This is a genomic window from Arthrobacter sp. D5-1, from assembly GCF_017357425.1.
Classification (GTDB): Bacteria; Actinomycetota; Actinomycetes; order Actinomycetales; family Micrococcaceae; genus Arthrobacter.
The window spans coordinates 1110053-1129617 of the sequence record NZ_CP014571.1 but is presented as its reverse complement, the minus strand read 5'-3'; the positions used below and the strand labels follow the sequence as shown (position 1 = coordinate 1129617).

The following is a 19565-nucleotide window of genomic DNA, read 5'->3' as shown; positions in this document are numbered from 1 at the left end:
TATGAGCCAGACAATCCGCCGCAGCGGCAGTGACGCTGCAACGTCGCACGACATCAGCGGCAAGGGACTGAAGACGGGGCAGTTGGGGCTCCTCGCCGTCGTCGTTCTTGGCATTTCAACCATCGCCCCGGCGTATACGCTGACGGGCGCCCTTGGCCCTACGGTCAACGAAGTGGGGCTGCAACTGCCCGTGATCTTCCTGATCGGCTTCATCCCGATGATCCTGGTGTCGCTCGCGTACCGGGAACTTAACGCAGACTCCCCGGACAGCGGCACCACGTTCACCTGGGTCACCAAAGCGTTCGGCCCCTGGGTGGGCTGGATGGGTGGCTGGGGCCTGCTCGCGGCCAATATCATTGTCCTGTCCAACCTGGCGGGCGTCGCCGTGGACTTCTTCTACCTGTTCCTCGCGCAGGCCACCGGCTCACCGGAGCTCGCCGATCTCGCCTCCAACAAGCTCCTTAACGTCGCCACGTGCTTCGTATTCGTGGCCTTGGCCGTCTGGATCAGCTACCGGGGCCTGCACACCACCAAGATTGTGCAGTACGGCTTGGTGGGCTTCCAACTGCTGGTCCTTGGACTTTTCGTGGGCATGGCCTTCGCCAACTGGTCCACGTCAGAGACGGCTGTTCCCTTCAGCTGGGACTGGTTCGACGTCACCAAGATCGAAACCTTTGGCCAGATCGCAGCCGGCATCTCGTTGTCGATCTTCGTCTACTGGGGCTGGGATGTCTGCCTGACCGTGAACGAGGAAACCGCCAACGGCAAGAAGACCGCCGGACTTGCGGGCACTCTCACGGCCGTCATAGTCCTGGGCATCTACCTGCTGGTCACCATCGCCACCATGATGTTTGCCGGCGTGGGTGACACAGGAATCGGCCTGAACAACGAGGAAAACCACGCAAACGTCTTCACCGCACTCGCCTCACCCGTAATGGGCCCGTTCGCAATCCTCATGTCCCTCGCCGTGCTCTCCAGCTCCGCGGCGTCCCTGCAGTCCACCTTCACGTCGCCGTCCCGCAGCCTGCTGGCCATGGCGCACTACGGGGCCCTGCCGGAACGCTTCAGCCACATGAGCAAGAAGTTCTCGACGCCGGGCTTCGCCACCGTCGCGGCCGGCGTCCTGTCCGCGGGCTTCTACGCGGTGATGCACGTGATCAGTGAGAACGTCCTGAACGACACCATCCTGGCCCTGGGCCTGATGATCTGCTTCTACTACGGGCTCACCGCCATCGCCTGTGTTTGGTACTTCCGGAACAGCCTGTTCGCCAATGCCCGGAACTTCTTCCTGCGGCTCGTATGCCCGTTGATTGGTGGCGTAGGCCTGTTCGTGGTGTTCCTGCAGACCGCAGTGGACAGCTGGGCTCCGGAGTTTGGCAGTGGCTCGGAGATCTTCGGAGTGGGACTGGTATTCGTCCTCGGCATCGGCATCCTGGTATTCGGCGCCGTTGTCATGCTGATCATGTCCCGCGTCCGGCCCGGGTTCTTCCGCGGCGAGACAATCCGGAAGGATACCCCGGCTTTGGTGGTGCCTGAATAACGAGCGTCGAAAACGCTGAAAAGCGGCCAGTTCACCCGGAAAGTTCCGGCGAACTGGCCGCTTTCGTACATTCTCGGCGACCCGCAGCTTCAATCACCAGCGATGGGCGACGTCCACCACCAGGCGGGAGCCGCCGTCGGGCCCGTCCAAGGTGAAGACCCTGAACGGAAGCCGGGCACGGACACCCAGCCCAATGCTCGTGGTGCCCTCAAAGCTGCCGGCATAAACCACCTGGCGGAAGGTCTGATAACCGGAGACGTTGGAGAGCTCCGCTTTGGCTGCGGGCAGGTAGGTGGGCTGGCTGTACTGGTTATAGGACGGCGCAGTCACCACCACTTGCAGGTCTGCGTCACCAAGCACGGGGATCGGGTAGCCGGTGGCGTCCTGGGTGATTACCGGGACATAGCGGACGGAATAGCCGGCCACCTTTCCGGTCATGTCGATCACCAGACGGTCGAAACACGACTGTTGGCCCGTGCGGACATTGGTGACGTAGGCGGAACTCATGTCGGGGTCGGCTTTGGCCAACGAACCCCAGGCAAGTCCGCAGTAAGATGCCGCCGAGGCAGGCCCCGGCGCCGCCAGACCGAGTCCGGCTGCGGCCAGGACGGCTGCCAGACCCGCTCCAATTTTCCTCATTTTTTGTGCCCCCTTCAGGCGAAGTTGATACTTCAACATTAGGAGGACGCAAGCCACTTTGGACTGGTTGTTGCCGCTTCGGCGCATAACCGTTAAAGGGGCAACAAGGTGGTCACGGGAGGGACATCAAATACCAAATCCACGGCCGGTGCGGGCAGTTTTTAAGGGCCTTCGCACCCATGTTCGTGATCGAAGATAACGAGACCCCGGCGTTATCTAGCCTTCGCAGTCCTTGCAGAACTTGAGGCCGTTCTTTTCGAGCGCAATCTGGGACCGGTGACGGACCAGGAAACATGAACCACAGGTGAATTCGTCCGACTGCTCCGGGACAACAATGACGGTCAGCTCTTCACCGGAAAGATCAGCACCGGGAAGGTCGATACCCTCGGCAGTGTCGTTTTCTTCGACGTCGATGACTGCAGTCTGTGCAGCGTTGCCACGGGATGCCTGAAGAGCCTCAAGAGATTCAGCCGGAGAGTCTTCTTCGGTCTTGCGCGGGGCGTCGTAATCAGTAGCCATTGAGGGTTCGCTTTCGTTGCTGCATAGTGCCTATTCCGGCACCTCAGTGAAGCAGTTTAGGGCATACTCCCCGCGTTTAACGAATAGTGTGCCCAACGCAACATATGGCAGCTTTCGCAGCGTTCTCTATGGCTCTGGCTGCACCCTCGCAGTGTGCGATTGGATGGCCTGGGCGCTGGCCACCGTCACGCCGCTCAGCGCGGGCAGCCACGCCAGACGGTGCTCGTCCCTGGCCTCCACTTCAGCGCAATCCAGGACGTAGGCGGCCTCGATCCATTGCCCCAAGGTGGTGCCGAGACGGGTTGCCAGCGAAGCCAATGAAGCGATCATGCGGCAACCGTATCCAGCCCTGATGTGGAGGCGGTTTCGGCTGCGTCACCGGCGTGTTAACTGTCAGTCCTGCAGCGCCTGCTCCACGATGTACTCCGCGATGGCCATCGACGACGTCGCCCCCGGCGATGGTGCGTTACGCACCAAAACCGTGTCCCGGCGTCGCGCAATCACAAAATCGTCCACCAGCGAGCCATCACTGTTCATGGCCTGTGCGCGCACGCCACGGGTGCCGGGCAGGATGCTGGCGCCTTCCAAGGACGGAACAAAGCGCATCGCTTCCCGGATGAATTTCTTCCGGCTCACTACGGTCTGGAATTCTCGGACCGCCGACGGCACATTCTGCCGGGCAAAATTCCAGAAGCCCGGAAAGAGCGCATAGCTGGCAACATCACTCATCTTCACCTGGTTCCAGGCATAGGACTCCCGCCCGAAGGAGATGAAGGCATTGGGGCCAAGCATCATTTCGCCGTCAATCCGCTTGGTGAGGTGCACGCCGAGGAACGGGTGTTTGGGGTCCGGCACGGGATAGATCAAGCCCTTCACCTGGTGGCGGGCTTCGGGGCCCACCAGGAAGTACTGGCCGAAGAACGGGACGATTTTCGGGGTCGCCGGCTCGCCAGTCGCCTCAGCCAGACGGTCCGACTGGAGCCCCGCGCACGCCACCACCAGGTCGAAATGTTCGCCACCATCCCGGGTGGTCACCACTACCCCACTGGCCTGCTGCTCCAGCCCGAGTACTTCCTGCCCCAGCCGGATGGTCCCGCCCATGGCTCGAACGTCCTCGGCGAGCGCCTCGGTAATGGCCGTATAGTCGACGATCGCCGTTTCCGGCGAGTGCAAGGCAGAAAGTCCGACGGCGTTCGGCTCCACATCGTGTATCTGCCCGCCGCCCAGCATCCTCACTCCGGGGACACCGTTGGCTGTGGCCCGGGCGAAGATGGCGTCCAAACGCGTGGACTCCTCCGGTGTCTGGGCGATCACCAACTTGCCGCAGGCCTCATAGGGAAGGTTCTTCGCGGCGCAAAATTCCCGCAGCAACTCCACTCCCCTGCGGCACAGCCTTGCTTTCAGCCCTCCCGGCTCGTAGTAGAGGCCCGCATGGACCACACCCGAGTTGTGGCCGGTCTGGTGTGCCGCGAGCCGGTTTTCCTTTTCGTAAATGGTGACCTGGACGCCGTCGAGTGTGGTGGCGAGCTCCCTGGCCACCGCAACACCGATGATCCCACCGCCCACCACGGCGCAACGCCTGATGGTTCTCCTGCGTGGACGGTTGGGCATGGCACTCCTCGTCATTGGGGCTCGGTCCGCGTCAGTCCCAGCATGTCATGACCGCCGGGGCGGAACGGTGAAGGGGGGACAAAGAGGGCACAAAAAAGGGCGGCACACGAGGCGCCGCCCTTTTTCGTTGGAGCGTTTTACTTAGTGCTTGGCTGACTATGCAGTCGGCTGGTCAAAACGCTGGCCGGCCGGGTTGGACGGCAGAAGCGAGAACACCAGCAGCGCAAGTCCGCCCAAGCCGGGAATCAGGCCGATCAGGACGAGCCACCCGCTGAAGTTGCCGTCGTGGAGGCGGCGAACCAGCAGGGCGATGGACGGGATGAGGATTGCCAGGTAAAAAACGACGGCCAGAATCAGGCCGACAACAGAGCCCGGGCCAGGAGTGGTGGTTCCGTTTGCAGAAACGGTGGCGCCGGCGCTGCCAAGAACCAGGGTCAGGATCTGCAGGACGAAGCCCACGACACCCAGAACCAGTGCCACCCACCAGTATTCGCTGCGGCTGGCGCGGCCGCTGAACGCGGTGTACTTCTTGAAGAAACGCTTGACGGCTGCACCGATCGGAGCGCCGTAGTACGGTGCCCACAGCGGCGGTTCGCCAGCCTGTGCGGTGTAGGGCTGGGTCTGCTGCGGTTGTTGCGGGTAAGTGCTCATTGGTATATCCCCCGGGGTTAGGTGTGAGTCGTTACGATGCGTTCGTACTCAGGTGATGAGTCGTGCCTATCGTAATGCCCCCGAGGCCAATTAGGCAGTTCGATGGATGAAATTAACCCGGATTTAGCCTGATAACGGATTATGTCGGCCGTTGGCTGCTCTCAGACCCCTCATTACCCGACACGAATTACGTCGATTTCCACCGGGCCCGGCCGGCGGCGTCACAGGGCGTAGTGCCTCCGCAAGTCCGTCTTGCGGATCTTGCCGCTGGCCGTGCGCGGCATTTCCTCAACGAACACCACTGACTTGGGGATCTTGTACCGCGCCAGCCGGCCGTCGAGATGCGAGCGCAGTTGCTCCTCGGTCAGGGAACTTCCGTCCCGCAGGGTGACGATGGCGCGGGGCACTTCACCCCAGGTATCGTCGGCAACGCCGATCACCGCCACGCTCCCTACCGCGGTCAACTCCGCGATGGCCGCCTCAACCTCGGCCGGGTAGATGTTCTCGCCGCCGGAGATGATCATGTCTTTGATCCGGTCGGACACGAACAGGAATCCCTCCGCGTCCTGATGGCCCATGTCGCCGGAGCGGAACCACGAGGAATCCGCGTAGCTGTCTGCGGTGGCTTCCGGGCGGTTCCAATACTCCTTGATCACGTTGGGCCCGGAGATCTGGATTTCCCCTACCTCGCCCGCGGGAGCAACGCCGCCCATCGGACCGGCGATCCGCACGTCCGTGAAGAAGTGCGGCAGCCCGGCAGATCCGGCCTTCTCCTTGGACCGCGATACCGGCAGCATCGTTGCGCCAGGCGCGGTCTCGGTCATGCCATAACAACTGGTGAATCCAATACCGCGGGCCTCATATGCTTCCAGGACCCTGCCCGGTACCGCGGAACCACCGCACGTGAGCTTATCCAGGGAGCTGAGGTCCGCCGTCGACCATCCGGGGTGATCACAGAGCATCTGGAAGGTGGTGGGAACGCCGTTGAGCGTGGTGATCTTGTGCCGGCCCACCAACTCCAGGACCCGCCCGGCGTCGAACTTCGCTTCAAGCACCACGGTGGCTCCTTTGAGGAGCATGGGAAGCAGACCCATATCCAGGGACGCTACGTGGAACAGCGGCGAGATCATGAGCGCTACATCGTTGCGGTTCAGGTCCATGTCCACCACCGTGTTGATGCAGTTCCACGTGATGTTGCCATGCGTCAGCAGCGCGCCTTTGGGCTTGCCGGTGGTGCCGGACGTGTAGAGGATCATGGCGGCGTCGTCCAGCGTCACGGTCTCATCAAGCGGCTCCGCGGTTGCAGCGTCAAGCACCTCGCCATAGTGCTCGACGCCGGACGGCAGCTTATGGGCGGAACCATCAGTGCCGCCGTCGGACGCCACTACAAGACGGTGGGTTACCACTGTGTCGGTCACGGACGCGGAGGCCACGACGTCCAGGGCCTCGGCGTTGATCAGGAGCCGCGCGCCGGAATCCTGCAGTTGAAACTGCAGCTCCGGAGCCGCCAAGCGGGTGTTCAACGGAACGAAGATCGCGCCCAGCAGACCGCAGGCGAAGAACGTCTCCACAAAGGACGCGTGGTTCTCACCGAGGTAGGCCACGCGGTCCCCTTTGGTTACTCCCCTGGTTTTGAGGGCGTTGGCCAAACGGTCGGTGCGGTCGGCGAGCGCGTCGTAGCTCAGCGCTTGATCACCGGAAATGAGGGCCGTTGCGGTTCCGGACTTATTGCGGCGGCGGTGCAGCCAGGATCCAACTCCGTTGTTGTCCATGGTGTGCTACTCCTAACTGACCGTTGAAAGGTCGTTGTTCTTAGACTCCCGCGTCAGCAGGATGAAGACAATCGATACCAGCGACATGATGGACAGGAACACCACCACGGGGACGATGCTTTGGCCGGAGTCCTTATAGAGGCCGGCCACAATGCCCGGTGTGAAGCCCGCGCCGATCAGGGTGGCCAATTGGTAGCCGACGGCTGCCCCCGTGTAGCGGTTGGTGGTGCCGAACTGTTCGGAAACAAACGCGGCAAGGGGTCCGTAGAGGGACGAGTGCAGAACCAGCGCCACCGTGAAGGCCAGGAAGACCAAAGCGATGTTGCCGGAGCTGAGCATCCCGAACATGGGGAACAGGTAAAGGATGAACAAGGCCAAGCCAGTCACCATGACCGGGCGGCGGCCGAAACGGTCCGAGAGCCTGCCGCCCAAGAGGACGAACAGGATGGAAATAGCCGAGGCACCTGCGAAGGCATAGAGCACGCCTTGCTGTGGTGCGCCCTTGGATACGGCGTAGGTCACGGAGAAGGTGGGCAGTACTACCTGCAGTCCGAAGCCGGCGGCACCGGCAAACATGATCATGATGAGCGCCTTGGGGCGTTTCAGAACTTCCAGGAGCGGGATTTTGCGCTTGGTCCCCTGGGCACTTTCCTTGGCCACGGCTTCGGCGAAGATGGGGCTTTCGGAAACCCGCAACCTCACGAACATGCCCACGATCAGCAGCACGAAGGACAACAGGAACGGCACCCGCCAGCCCCATGCCAGGAATGCGTCCTGCGGGAGGGCGGAGAAGATGCCCATGACCACGGTGCCCAGGACAGCCCCGGTGGGTGCGCCAGCGTTCACGAACGACGCCGCGAAGCCTCGCCTCTTGGGATCGGAGTGTTCCAGGGCCATCAGTGCGGCCCCACCCCATTCACCGCCGACAGCGATCCCCTGGCAGACACGCAGGACCACCAGGATCACAGCTCCCCACGGGCCAATGACGCTGGCTCCCGGAATCAGGCCAATCAACGTGGAGGCAATGCCCATCATCGCCATGGACACGATCAGCATGCCCTTGCGCCCTATGCGGTCGCCGAAGTGGCCGAAGATGATGCCGCCCAAGGGACGGGCAACATAGCCTGCCGCGAACGTGGCATAGGCAGCAACTACGCCAACCCATTCATCGGTGCCTGCGAAGAAGACTTTGGGGAAAGCGACCGCTGCCGCTGTTGCGTAGAGCAGGAAGTCGTAGAACTCGATGGTGCTGCCCAGATAGCTGGACATGATGACCGTGCGCGCCTCTTTGCGCTTGGCGGCCGTGCTCGGCTGTGCGAGCGCAGTGTGTCCTGACATGGCTGTTCCTTGGGAGAGGAGGGAAGGGAATTGGATCTTTATTTGTAGAAACGGGCCAGGAATTCGGCCACGACAGCGGGGCGTTCCTGGCCTTCGATTTCAATGGTGGCGTTGACCTTGATCTGGGCGCCGCCCTTGACTTCGGTAACTTCGGCGATGCTGCCGTTCATACGGACTTTGGAGCCGACCTTGACCGGGGAGGTGAAGCGGACTTTGTCCAGGCCGTAGTTGACCTTGGTGGTGACCCCGTCTACGTCGAACAGTTCGCCCCAGAAAGGGATGATCAGGGACAGGGTGAGGAAGCCGTGCGCGATCGGAGCCCCGAACGGACCGCTCTTGGCGCGCTCGGGGTCGGTGTGGATCCACTGCTGATCGTCCGTGGCGTCAGCGAACAGGTTGATCTGCTGCTGGGTAATCTCGCGGTAATCGGTGGTGCCGAGGTCCTTGCCGGACATGGTGAGCAGGGTGTCGAAATCGACGACGAGATTGGGCATCTTTGCCTCCTGGCAGTTGGTGTTGAGGTTTGAGAAGGATTAGTTGGTAAAGGCGCTGGCGCCGGTGAGGGCGCGTCCCACGATGAGGGCGTTGATCTCGTGGGTGCCTTCGTAGGAGTAGACGGCTTCGGCATCGGCATGGAAACGCGCGACGTCGGCCGCGAGGGTGATGCCGTTGCCGCCCACCACTTCACGGGCCAAGGCGACGGTTTCGCGCATCATCAAGGACGTCTGCATCTTGGCCAAGGCCGAGTCCTGGTCCCGGTAGATGCCCCATCCCTGCTGCTCAGTCAGCCGCACCACCAGTGAAAGCGAAGCGGTGATGTTGCCGAGCATCCGGGCCAGCTTTTCCTGGACCAGCTGGAAGGACCCCAGCGACCGGCCGAACTGCTGGCGTTCCTTGACGTAGGCCAGCGCTGCTTCGAACGCGCCTGCTTGAATGCCGGTGGCGATCCAGGCTACGTCCGAGCGCATCGCCCGAAGCATCGAGGCAACGTCCTTGAACGAGTTCACCTTGTGGAGGCGCATGGCCTCGGGTACACGGACCTTGTTCAGGGTGATATGGGCGTTCTGCATCATCCGGAGCGAGGTTTTGCCATGGATCTTTTCCAGGCTGACGCCGGTGGCGGTCCGGTCCACGAGGAACGCTTTGACCTGTCCATCGGCAACGTCCCTGGCGAACACACACAATACATCGGCCGTGGAGGCGCCCCCGATCCACCGCTTTGCGCCGTCCAGAACCCAGCTTCCGCCGTCGGGACCTTCTTCGAAACGGGCAGTGGTGGAAAGCCCTCCGGCGATGTCCGAGCCGTGCCCTGGTTCGGTCAGCGAGAAGACACCTTTGAGGGAGAAGTCGATGACCTTGGGCATCCACTCGCGCTGCTGCTCCTCGGAAGCACCAACACGGATCGCTGTCCTGAACAGCCCCGCCTGGGCGGTGTACCAGGTTGCCAACGAAGCGTCCGTGCGGGCCAGTTCGAAGATCCGGAAGCCGTGGTAGATCCCTCTTGCCGGCCCCTCCACGGTGAGATCGGAAGGTTCCATCACGTCAAGATCGATCAGCGGCTGAGCCAACTGCTCCGGGAACTCTCCCCGTTCCCAGTACTCAGCCAGCAGTGGCTTCGCTTCCGCCTCAAGGAAGCCGCGCAGCCGGCCCAAAACCTGACGCTCTTCAGTGGTGAGGAGTGCTTCGGCGTCGTACCAGTCCGCCACGGAATAGAGCCGCTGTTCCGCATTCGTTGCCGTACTCGTGGTCATGTCAGCCACCGAGTCCCAGCAGCCGGACAGCGTTGTCCTTGAGGATTTTTGGACGGACTTCATCCTTCAGTGGCAGGTCAGCGAACGCACCCAGCCACTTTTGCGGGGTGATCAGCGGGTAGTCCGTGCCGAACAGGACCTTGTCCTGCAGCACCGAATTCGAGGCTTTCACCAGCGACTCCGGGAAATACTTCGGCGACCATCCGGACAGGTCAATGAACACGTTGGACTTGTGCGTCGCGATCGAGTTCGCCTCGTCCTGCCACGGCACCGAGGGGTGGGCCATGATGACCTGCAGGCCCGGAAAGTCAGCGGCAACAGCATCCAGCAGCAACGGGTTGGAGTACGCGAGCTTGATCCCATACCCACCGGGCAGCCCTGCACCCATGCCGTTCTGGCCCGTGTGGAAAATACACGGCAGCCCAAGTTCCTGAAGGGTTTCCCAGAGCGGATAGAAGGCCTCATTGGACGGGTCGAAGCCCTGCAGCGAGGGGTGGAACTTGAAACCCCGGGCACCACGTTCAACAGCCTGGTGCTTCGCCCCGGCGATTGCGTCCTCCCCCGTCCGAGGATCAACGCTGCCGAAGGGAATCAGCACATCGTTGTTCCGGGCAGCGCCCTCGATCAGCTCCGGGATGCTGTTGGGCTCATGCTTGAGCTGCGTCCGCGCGTCGACAGTGAAGACGACGGCGGCCATGTTCAGTTCGCGGTATACCTCAGCGATCCGGTCCAGGGACGGCGTCCTGTCCTCGGACTTGAAATACTTCGCCGAGGCCTCCGTCAGTTCTTCCGGGAGCGAGCCATGACCGCAGCTGTCCACTTCCAGGTGGACGTGCATGTCGATCGCGTCGAGCTTCGCAACGTCGATGCCCAGTTCGTAGCGGTCGGCCATGATCAGCGGGCCTGCGCCGGTACGGCCGCCGGCTCGGGCCGGAGTTCCTCAGGCAGCGGCAGGAATTCCTCGCCGTAGCTCTGCAGCGCATCCGAACCAAACAGCGAAGCTGCATTCTCCTGCAGGGCCTCGTAGCTCCAGCCACCGTCGCGGTACTCGGTGGTGGCCGCCGCCGGGTGGGTCCAGACCTGGAGCCGGTCACCACCGGCACCGATTGCCTGGCCGGTAATCCCGGCGGCCGCGTCAGAGGCGAGGAAGGCAATCAGCCCGGCGACGTCGTCGGCCGTTCCGAAACCGAGGTCGTGGCGGAAGAACGCCGGCATGGCCTCGCCACGCTCGTCTGCTTCAACGGCCTTCTGGAAATACGGGACCGTTCTGGTCATCGCCGTCGCCGCCACCGGAATGACGGAGTTGACGGTCACGCCCGCCTTCTTCATCTCAAGCGCCCAGGTCCGGACCATGCCCACGATCCCGGCCTTGGCAGCGGCGTAGTTGGTCTGGCCGAAGTTACCGCGCTGGCCCGTGGGCGAACCGATGGTGATGATCCGCCCGGGAATGTTGTTTTCCTTGAAGTAGGCGAACGCCTCGCGGACGCAGGTGAAGGTTCCGCGCAGGTGGACGTTGATGACCAGATCGAAATCCTCATCCGTCATCTTCAACAGGCTCTTGTCCCGCAGGATCCCGGCGTTGGTGACCAGGATGTCCAGCCGGCCAAATGCTTCAACAGCACCCGCCACCAACGCCTTCGCAGCATCAGTGCTGCCCACCGGAACCACCACGGCGGCGGCCCGGCCACCGTCGGCCTCAATGTGCGCGACAGCCTCCGCAGCGGTTTCAGCGTTCACGTCATTAATAACGACGGCGGCACCCTGGCGGGCGAGCTCCCTCGCATAAGCGAGTCCAAGACCCTGTCCACTTCCAGTAACGATTGCAACCTTGCCGTTCAAGCTCATGGCGTGCTCCTTCGCATGCAGTAACCGGCCGGAGCCGGTGAGGCCGATCCCACTGCGTCGTGAGATCCTTGTCATGATCAATGAGAATACGGATCATTGAAAAAGTCAACGATTGTTTTTCATTACTATTGGAGTTGTCATGGGCCCGCAAAGCACCGAAGTGGAAACCCCGCGCTTGGCCGCAGCAAAAATCGGCAGCGATGTGGGCCTGTTGCTGGCCAAACTGCATGCCACGGGTTCACTGCTGAACAACAAGGCCCTGGCAGATTACGGACTCAGGGAGCGGTCCTTCTCCGTGCTGACTCTTGCGTGCAGCGGGCTGGAACCTACGCAGCGGGAGCTCGCCGATTTCCTCAGCCTGGACCCCAGCCAGGTGGTCAGCCTTGTGGACGACCTGGAACACCGCGGCTTGGTCAAGAGGGCTCAGGGCAAACAGGACCGCCGGGCGAAGATCATCGTCTCCACAGCCGAGGGCCGGCGGATCCACAACAAGGCGAGGGCTGCCCTTGAAGTGTGCGAAGAGACCCAGCTTGCGGGACTCAGCGAGGACGAGAATGCCCAATTGAGGACCCTGCTGAAGAAGGCTCTCTGGGGCTAGGTGCCTGCCCCGGCCCGGATGGACATTTGCACAGCCGTGCCGTGACGGCGTATGCACCTGTCCATACCGGCCCAGGGCCGCTTCTGTCAGGATCGGGAAGTATGAACCTCCCACTCTTCCACGATCCCCTGCAGGGAGCCGTCACTGTCGACGCGCCCTCGCGCGATCCGCAGCTTCACCGCCCAGCCCGCACGTCCCGACGGCCTGCACACCCGGCAACGCGCAGCAGCAAACCCGGTTCCAATCCAACGCCCAGCGCCCGGCAGCGCGAAGTAGCCAAGGTGGCCGAAGATCTCCAGGCCCTGATGGCCCGGAGCGGCAAGCTGTAACACCCGGGTTGGGGAGGTCCAGCGCGGGTACATTCACACCATGGGCATCCACATCGGCACCTCGGGCTGGAGCTACGACCACTGGGAAAATGTGCTCTATCCGCCGGGGCTTCCGGCTTCAAAGCGCCTGGCCCAGTACATGGCCAGGTTCACCACAGTGGAGCTCAACGCGAGCTTTTATCGCTGGCCCCGGGACACCTCGTTTGCGAGTTGGCGAAACCGCCTGCCTCCGGGCTTTGCCATGTCCGTCAAAGCGCCACGGGGACTCACACACGCCAAGAAGCTGTACAGCCCGGAGGTGTGGGTGGAACGGATCATTCGCTGCTGGCACGAGCTCGGCGACAAACGGGCCGTCCTGTTGGTCCAGCTCCCACCCGGTTTTGCCCGCGACGACGCCCGGCTGGACTACTTCCTGGCCGCCCTGCCCCACTGGATCCGAGTTGCCGTCGAGTTCCGCCACGACAGCTGGGACCACCCCGACGTCTATTCACTGCTGGAGCGCCACGGGGCCGCATACTGCATCATGAGTGGCGCCAATCTGCCCTGCATCCTGCGCGCCACCGCGCCGTTTGTTTACGTTCGACTGCACGGCCCGGACCATGAGCACCTCTACGGCGGCTCATACTCCGATGACGATCTCCGCTGGTGGGCGGAACGGATTCGGGAGTGGGACGGTTCCGGCAAGGACGTGTACGTCTACTTCAACAACGACGGCGGTGGTAACGCCGTGCGAAACGCTGACACTTTGCGGTGGCTGCTGGGGGTCAACTGACCTCGCTACGCCAAGCGTCCGCGCACGATCTCGCTGACAGTCTTGCCGTCAAAACGTCCTGCAACCTTGGCGGTGACGGGCTTCATCACGGCTCCGATGGAACGCATGGAAAGCTCTTGGCCATCAGCCTTCAGCGCCTGGACGGCGTCGTCGACGATTGCTTCCACTTCTTCCCTGGTCAGGGCCTTTGGCAGGTAAGCCTCGATAATTTCAGCCTCCGCCACTTCGGCGGCTGCGCGCTCGGATTCGCCGGCCTCCGTGTAGATGCGGGCAGTGTCCCGGCGCTTGGCGGCTTCCTTTTGGAGCAGTGATGTCACCTGGGCGTCGTCCAACTCGACCGGCGTCTTCCCGGACTTCTCACGGGTAGTAATCTCACCCAGCACGTTGCGCACTGTGGTCAGCGCAACCTTGTTGCCCGCCTTCATGTGGTCAACCACGTCGGCTTTCAGGCGTTCTTTGAGGGTCATGATGTTGCTCCTTGATTCGGGATTCCTTCTGCTATCTTCCCAGTTTGGCCGCTCAATAAGATCCCGCCCCACGGAGACAACCTCGTACCATGGGCGGTGTGATGCTACAGGCTTGCCTCAACGGGGCTCGGAACGTCTCGCTCCACCAACGGCTGGCGGCAGATCCCGCCATGATTGCCCAGGAAGCTGCGGCGGCCGTGGCTGCAGGCGCCCACAGCCTGCATGTCCATCCTAAGAATCCTCAGGGCGCGGACACCATGGAACCGCACTACGTCACCCAATGGCTGCGCGCAGTGCGTCATGCCTGTCCTGACGTACCTGTGGGCGTGACAACGGGTGCCTGGACTTCCCCCGACGCATCGTCGCGCGTGAAGATGGTGGAGTCATGGCGTGAGGCACCGGATTTTGCATCCGTAAATTGGCACGAGGACGGTGCCGAAGAAGTGGCCGGCGCCCTTCACGCCCGCGGTATTGGCATCGAGGCGGGAATCTGGCATGCGGACGCTGCCCGCCGATGGGCCTGCTCGCCATTCCGGGCTGAATGCCTGAGGGTGTTGATCGAGCTACAGGACATCCCGGCCGAGGCTGTGGAAGGCGAGGCCAAATGTCTCTTGGAACTGTTGCGGGAACCAGCGGTCCAGGTGCCGACCCTGCTCCACGGCGAGGAACGGTCCACCTGGGCTGCGCTGAAGCTGGCAGCCCGGTGGGGATTGGACACCAGAATCGGTCTCGAAGATACGCTCCTACTCCCCCATGGAGAGCGCGCTGAAGGCAATGCTGAGCTGATTGCTGCAGCCAAGAACTTGCTTGCCGCCTGAAGAAGAAGCGCGGCTGTTCAACCAGGGACCCCGCAAAACAGCTGCCGGTTCCTCGTCAGGACCCCTGGGAAACCTCCGGGCCCGGTGGATCCTGTTCCGTTGGTTCCTTCTCGATGGGCCCGCTGACAACAACTTGCGCGGGGCTATGCAGCAGATAGCCGTTGAGCCAGGAGAACAAGGCACGGATCTTTTGTTGGAGGCCGGACAACAATGCGAGGTGGACGAGGAGCCAGGATAAGAAGGCGAAAATCCCCTGCAGCTGGATTCGCTTGCGACCCAACTCTGCCACTGCGGCGCCACGACCCACCATCGCCATATAACCCTTATCCACATAGTGGAAGGGCGTCCGGATGCCCCCGCCGAGGTCCGCAAGGATGTTCTTGGCGGCCCATTTTCCTGCCTGTTGAGCCACGGACCCCAGTTGCGGAAGCTTCGCACCGGTGGAGTCGGTGATGTTGGCGCAATCCCCAATGACGTATACGCCCTTCGCGTCCGGAGCCGTCAGGTCAGTGTTGACGTCAATGCGCCCCCCTCTCCCCTGCGTCAGCCCGGACCCGGCAATGAGATCGCCCGCTTTCAGGCCTCCGGCCCACACCACGATCTGTCCCGGCACGGAGCTGCCGTCTGCCAGGATCACTCCGTCCGGCCGGACCTCGGTGACGCCCACTCCCATATGAAGGTGAACGCCCACCTTCTTCAAATGATCAGTGGCATAGCTCTGGGATTTCTTGGAGAACATGTTCAGGACACTGGGAACCATGTCCACCAAATGCACCCGGCATCGTGCTGCGAGCTCCGGCGAGAAATACTTGCTCACCACATATTTGACGTTTTCCGCCATCGCTCCGGCGGTCTCCACGCCGGTGGGCCCGCCTCCCACCACCACTACGTCGACGGAACCGTCGGGGTTTCTGTCGGCTTGGTCCAGCAGCCGGGTAAGGCCAGTGCCCAGCCTGGTGGCGTCTGTGACGGAATACAGCGGGAACGCCAACTCCTCTGCGCCAGGGGTATTAAAAAAGTTCGGAACGGCGCCGACTGCAATAACGAGGATCTTCGCGCGCAGGGTCTGTCCGTCTTCCGTGCTGACGGACCGCTGTGCTGCATCCACGGACTCGACCTTCGCCGTGAGGACCTTAACCGACTTGAAGCGTCGGAACACGGACCGGAGTGGCCGCGCAATTGCCGAGACTCCGATCTGGGATGTAGCTACCTGATAAAGGAGTGGCTGGAATTGGTGGTAGTTGTTCGAGTCGATCAGCAAGACCTTGACGCCTTTGCGCCCGAGTTCCTTGGCTGCCGCTACGCCCGCGAATCCGGCACCCACAACGATGACTTGATATGAGTCCTCCATGCGAGCAACTTACTTCACTGAAGGTCCGGGCGACAGAGGTTCCCGGACGCCGTCGTGCGTTTATTCTCTGGACCCGTGGGTACGCACTGGGTAGTGTTCTGCATTCGGCAACACACGCGGAGGAGTGATCTTTGTGAACGAGGACGGACTGACGGACGCAGTCCAGGAGGCCGGTGCCGTGGAGTTGCTGCTGATCCGGCACGGTGAAAGCGAAGGAAACGTGGCCGCGACGGAGGCACGCTTGGCTGGAGCGGAGGTTATCCAGGTTCCTGCCAGGGATCCCGACGTGAACTTATCCGGCACCGGCCGGGAGCAGGCGAAAGCACTGGGAACGGCGCTCGCCCGGATGGCCGAAGAGCTCCGGCCCGATGCTGTGGTTTCCTCCCCCTATGCCCGTGCCAGACAGACAGCGGAAATCGCTGTGGAGACCGCCGGCTGGCCTGTCAAGGTACTCACCGATGAACGCCTCAGGGACCGGGAACTGGGTATTTTGGACCGGCTGACGCGCTTGGGCGTCGAGACGAGGTACCCCGACGAAGCCGAGCGGCGGCTCTGGCTGGGCAAGCTGTACTACCGCCCGCCCGGCGGGGAGTCGTGGGCTGACGTCGCACTCCGCCTGCGTTCGATCCTGGATGAGCTCAACACCCTGGGAACAGGGCACCGCGTGATGCTGGTCTGCCACGATGCCGTCATCCTGCTGGTCCGTTACGTCCTGGAAGGGATGTCCGAGGACGAAATCCTGGACCTGGCCGCGACCACGTCGGTGCTGAATGCGTCGATCACCCGTTACGTACGTCCCACCGGCTCAGGCCCGTGGGAACTGGAGAGCTTCAATGTGGCTGACCATCTGGCCGAGCAGGGAGTGGCAGTGACAGAACATGCAGGAGACGCCAGTGTCCACCCGCAGTGAATCCAGTGCCGCCATCCTGGTGACGCCCTCGCTGCTGCGTGACTGGCCGTTGCCGGCACCGGGCGAGGACAAGTACTCGCGGGGAGCAGTGCTGGTGATCGGAGGGGCCCGGACTACGCCCGGCGCGGCGCTGCTGGCCGGCACTGCGGCGCTCCGTGCCGGGGCCGGGAAAATCACCCTGGCAGTCGCCGAGTCCGCTGCGGTGCAGATTGGCGTGGCCTTGCCTGAATGCGGATCTGTTGGCCTGCCCGAAAACCCCAACGGCTCAGTGACCGGAGAAGGCTTGGAGCGCATCGCCGGCGACCTGGAGAAGGCGGACGCCCTCCTCATTGGGCCCGGCCTGGACGACCTCGACCTCGCTGAGGCACTGCTGCGGGCGTTACTGGAGCAGGAACAGTCCGACGACGGCGGCGGCACCGCGGGAGGTCCCGCCGTCGTTCTTGATGCTTTTGCCCTGGGAGTGCTGGGCAGGATCGAGGAGGAGCTCGAACCGTGGCGGGGAAGGCTGATCCTGACGCCCAATCCGACGGAGACCGGGATATTGCTGGGCCGGGACGTGGAAGACCTCGAACGCGATGTTGCCGCTGTGGCAGACCGGTTTGATGCAGTGGTGAGCTGCCAGGGCATTATTGCCGGGCCGTCGGGCGCAGGTGGGAAGTTATGGAAAATCACCACCGGGTACGGCGGACTGGGGACGTCCGGCAGCGGTGACGTTCTCGCTGGCGCCGTAGCCGGTTTGCGGGCACGGGGAACCAGTGATGCGCAGGCCGCCTGTTGGGGAACCCACCTTCACGCAGCGGCGGCTGACCGTTTGGCCAGCAAGCTCGGCCCGTTGGGTTTCCTGGCACGCGAACTGGCCGACGAACTGCCGGCCCTGATGCTGGAGCTGAACACCTGAGCTCCAGCCCTGCGGCAGCCGGCCGGCGGCTGCCGCAGGCACCTAGGCAGGCTTCAACAATTCATGCTCGACGACGGCGGAACGGGACAGGGTTTTATAGCCCTCCTGCTCGAACAGGACAGTGATGACGTCATCCTCGTGGCGCATCACCAAGCCCTGCCCCCATTCCTTATGCACCACCGTGGATTGCAAAGGAAACGTCTCCTCCGCGTCGGAGACGGGCGCCCGGTCCAGCCTGCCGTCGTCGTGCCCGTCAGCGCACGAGTCACAGTTGCCGCAAGGCTCCGGCAGGTCCTCACCGAAGTAGCCCAACAGGAACTGGCGGCGGCAACTGTCCGTCTCCGCGTAGGCGCGCATCATGGTGAGCCGCGACTGTTCCACTCGTTGCCGGGCCTCAGCACGTTCGACGGCGCGGCCCACCAGGGTGGACAGCCTGGCTTTCGATTCAAGCCGCGTTCCACGCTTGCCGGTGCTGACGGCATCCACTTCTTCCAACTGGTTCACCAGTGCGGTGATCCGCCGGGCGGGGAAGCCCGTGAGTTCCACCAATGCGGTCTTCGGGGCGGGAGCGCCGGCATTCTTGATGACTTTCAGCACCGCCGTTAGTGCATCGGGGTCCGGGGAATGGGTGCTGAAGAACTTACGCAGCCCCAGGTCCTCCGCCCGGTAATGCAGGATCGCCTCGGCGGGCGCGCCATCCCGGCCGGCCCGGCCAACCTCCTGGTAGTACGAGTCCAATGACGCCGGAATGTCGGCATGCACCACAAACCGCACGTTGGGCTTATCGATGCCCATGCCGAACGCCGTTGTGGCCGCTACTACATCCACTTGGTCATCCATGAACGACTCGTGGATGGTCTCCCGGTCAGTATCCGATCTGCCCGCGTGATACGCCTCCGCACGGAGCCCGGCATCTGTCAGTTTGGCTGCATACTTTTCGCTGTCCTTGCGGGTGGCAACGTACAGCAATCCCATCCCTTTCGCCGCGGCCAGGGAGGCAACGTGGTCCAGCACGGCTTCCCGCTTGGCTTTGTCTTCCTGGTGCCGGACCACTGTGAGGCTGATGTTTGGCCGGTCGAAGCCGCGGATCAGGACCAAGGGGGCCTTCATTCCCAGCCGTTCCACGATTTCGTCGCGCACCGGCGGGGAGGCGGTGGCAGTCAGCGCCACCACAGGTGGGTTGCCCAACTGTTCGCGGACGGTGCCCAAGTCGAGGTAATCGGGGCGGAAGTCATGGCCCCAGGAGGACACACAATGGGCCTCGTCCACCACGAACATGGTGATGTCCAGCGCGGCGATCCGTTCTACGGTCGCCTGCTTGGCCAGTTGCTCCGGAGCGAGAAACAAGAAGGTGGCCTTGCCGGATTCGGCCGCCTGCCAGGCGGCCTCCACTTCGGAATCGCTGCGGGAAGAGTTGATGGCGACGGCGGCATGGTGGCCCAGGTCCTCCGTTAGCCCGTCAAGCTGGTCCTCCTGCAGGGCAATGAGAGGCGACACCACGACGGCGGGCCGTCCCGTCTGCTGGTAAAGGTACTGTGCCGCCACCTGATAGGTTGCGGATTTGCCGTACCCGGTGGGCATGACAGCCAGGACATCACGGCCCTCAGCAAGGGCGCTCATACCTGCGAGTTGGCCATCACGCAGTTCAGGAAGGGAAAAAGAGGACGCCGCGAGGGCGCTCAGGGCAAGGTCAACAGACATTTCGTAGGGTGGCTCCGCATAGAGGTTCCTGCGGCCACTTGCATCAGCCGAGGTG

21 protein-coding genes are annotated in these 19565 nt (G+C 62.8%); 7 read left to right on the top strand and 14 right to left on the bottom strand.

The window, feature by feature from the left end; genetic code table 11:
- Position 1: 1 nt before the first annotated feature.
- Positions 2–1540 carry an APC family permease gene (locus tag AYX22_RS05270; RefSeq protein WP_207596488.1) on the top strand — a complete coding sequence of 513 codons (1539 nt, stop codon included), beginning with the start codon at positions 2–4 and terminating at the stop codon, positions 1538–1540.
- A gap of 93 nt (positions 1541–1633) precedes the next feature.
- Here AYX22_RS05270 and AYX22_RS05265 read toward each other — a convergent pair whose 3' ends face one another.
- From AYX22_RS05265 to AYX22_RS05215, 11 genes are all read right to left on the bottom strand, one after another.
- Positions 1634–2179 (bottom strand): hypothetical protein, encoded by a 546-nt coding sequence (locus tag AYX22_RS05265; protein ID WP_207596487.1) that lies wholly within the window; start codon positions 2177–2179, stop codon positions 1634–1636.
- Between the two features lie 216 nt (positions 2180–2395).
- Entirely contained in the window at positions 2396–2698 is a 303-nt protein-coding gene (locus AYX22_RS05260; RefSeq protein WP_207596486.1) for a DUF4193 domain-containing protein, read from the bottom strand.
- A 126-nt stretch (positions 2699–2824) separates the two neighbouring features.
- A complete protein-coding gene (locus AYX22_RS05255; protein ID WP_207596485.1) occupies positions 2825–3028 on the bottom strand; it encodes a hypothetical protein in 204 nt (67 codons plus the stop codon).
- 63 nt (positions 3029–3091) lie between these two features.
- Entirely contained in the window at positions 3092–4309 is a 1218-nt protein-coding gene (lhgO, locus tag AYX22_RS05250; protein WP_207596484.1) for an L-2-hydroxyglutarate oxidase, read from the bottom strand.
- A gap of 156 nt (positions 4310–4465) precedes the next feature.
- The gene (locus AYX22_RS05245) at positions 4466–4960 is read right to left on the bottom strand and encodes a DUF805 domain-containing protein (protein WP_207596483.1); all 495 of its coding nucleotides are present in this window, start codon (positions 4958–4960) and stop codon (positions 4466–4468) included.
- A gap of 221 nt (positions 4961–5181) precedes the next feature.
- Positions 5182–6732: an o-succinylbenzoate--CoA ligase gene (gene menE / locus AYX22_RS05240; protein ID WP_207596481.1), complete on the bottom strand. Its 1551-nt coding sequence runs from the start codon at positions 6730–6732 to the stop codon at positions 5182–5184.
- Between the two features lie 12 nt (positions 6733–6744).
- Positions 6745–8070: an MFS transporter gene (locus tag AYX22_RS05235; RefSeq protein ID WP_207596479.1), complete on the bottom strand. Its 1326-nt coding sequence runs from the start codon at positions 8068–8070 to the stop codon at positions 6745–6747.
- A gap of 38 nt (positions 8071–8108) precedes the next feature.
- Positions 8109–8564, bottom strand: a complete 456-nt coding sequence (locus tag AYX22_RS05230) for a MaoC family dehydratase (protein ID WP_207596477.1) — start codon at positions 8562–8564, stop codon at positions 8109–8111.
- Between the two features lie 39 nt (positions 8565–8603).
- Positions 8604–9821 (bottom strand): acyl-CoA dehydrogenase family protein, encoded by a 1218-nt coding sequence (locus AYX22_RS05225; protein ID WP_207596475.1) that lies wholly within the window; start codon positions 9819–9821, stop codon positions 8604–8606.
- 1 nt (position 9822) lies between these two features.
- Positions 9823–10713, bottom strand: coding sequence for an amidohydrolase family protein (locus tag AYX22_RS05220; RefSeq protein ID WP_207596473.1), 891 nt, complete (start codon positions 10711–10713; stop codon positions 9823–9825).
- Positions 10714–10715: 2 nt separating this feature from the next.
- A complete protein-coding gene (locus tag AYX22_RS05215) occupies positions 10716–11666 on the bottom strand; it encodes an SDR family NAD(P)-dependent oxidoreductase (RefSeq protein WP_207596471.1) in 951 nt (316 codons plus the stop codon).
- Between the two features lie 139 nt (positions 11667–11805).
- Between AYX22_RS05215 and AYX22_RS05210 the strand changes: the two genes are divergently transcribed.
- The 3 genes from AYX22_RS05210 to AYX22_RS05200 all read left to right on the top strand — a co-directional run bounded on the left by AYX22_RS05210 (position 11806) and on the right by AYX22_RS05200 (position 13365).
- Positions 11806–12264: a MarR family winged helix-turn-helix transcriptional regulator gene (locus tag AYX22_RS05210; RefSeq protein WP_207596470.1), complete on the top strand. Its 459-nt coding sequence runs from the start codon at positions 11806–11808 to the stop codon at positions 12262–12264.
- 101 nt (positions 12265–12365) lie between these two features.
- Positions 12366–12593, top strand: coding sequence for a hypothetical protein (locus AYX22_RS05205; RefSeq protein WP_207596468.1), 228 nt, complete (start codon positions 12366–12368; stop codon positions 12591–12593).
- A 40-nt stretch (positions 12594–12633) separates the two neighbouring features.
- A complete protein-coding gene (locus AYX22_RS05200) occupies positions 12634–13365 on the top strand; it encodes a DUF72 domain-containing protein (RefSeq protein ID WP_207596466.1) in 732 nt (243 codons plus the stop codon).
- A 5-nt stretch (positions 13366–13370) separates the two neighbouring features.
- On the opposite strand, the gene AYX22_RS05195 is transcribed toward AYX22_RS05200, so the two are convergent.
- Positions 13371–13832 (bottom strand): GatB/YqeY domain-containing protein, encoded by a 462-nt coding sequence (locus AYX22_RS05195; RefSeq protein WP_207596464.1) that lies wholly within the window; start codon positions 13830–13832, stop codon positions 13371–13373.
- An 89-nt stretch (positions 13833–13921) separates the two neighbouring features.
- On the opposite strand from AYX22_RS05195, the gene AYX22_RS05190 reads away from it, so the two are divergent.
- Positions 13922–14650, top strand: coding sequence for a 3-keto-5-aminohexanoate cleavage protein (locus tag AYX22_RS05190; protein WP_207596462.1), 729 nt, complete (start codon positions 13922–13924; stop codon positions 14648–14650).
- A gap of 55 nt (positions 14651–14705) precedes the next feature.
- Here the strand turns inward: AYX22_RS05190 and AYX22_RS05185 are convergent, their stop codons facing one another.
- The gene (locus AYX22_RS05185; RefSeq protein WP_207596460.1) at positions 14706–16001 is read right to left on the bottom strand and encodes an NAD(P)/FAD-dependent oxidoreductase; all 1296 of its coding nucleotides are present in this window, start codon (positions 15999–16001) and stop codon (positions 14706–14708) included.
- A 124-nt stretch (positions 16002–16125) separates the two neighbouring features.
- Between AYX22_RS05185 and AYX22_RS05180 the strand changes: the two genes are divergently transcribed.
- Together AYX22_RS05180 and AYX22_RS05175 are read left to right on the top strand one after the other, a co-directional pair.
- On the top strand, positions 16126–16911 hold the full coding sequence (locus AYX22_RS05180) for a histidine phosphatase family protein (RefSeq protein WP_207596458.1): 786 nt from the start codon (positions 16126–16128) through the stop codon (positions 16909–16911).
- Positions 16895–17809 (top strand): NAD(P)H-hydrate dehydratase, encoded by a 915-nt coding sequence (locus tag AYX22_RS05175; RefSeq protein ID WP_207596455.1) that lies wholly within the window; start codon positions 16895–16897, stop codon positions 17807–17809. The genes AYX22_RS05180 and AYX22_RS05175 overlap by 17 nt, the downstream gene beginning before the upstream one ends.
- Positions 17810–17851: 42 nt before the next feature.
- Here AYX22_RS05175 and AYX22_RS05170 read toward each other — a convergent pair whose 3' ends face one another.
- Positions 17852–19510, bottom strand: coding sequence for a RecQ family ATP-dependent DNA helicase (locus AYX22_RS05170; protein WP_207596453.1), 1659 nt, complete (start codon positions 19508–19510; stop codon positions 17852–17854).
- Between the last annotated feature and the right edge of the window lie 55 nt (positions 19511–19565).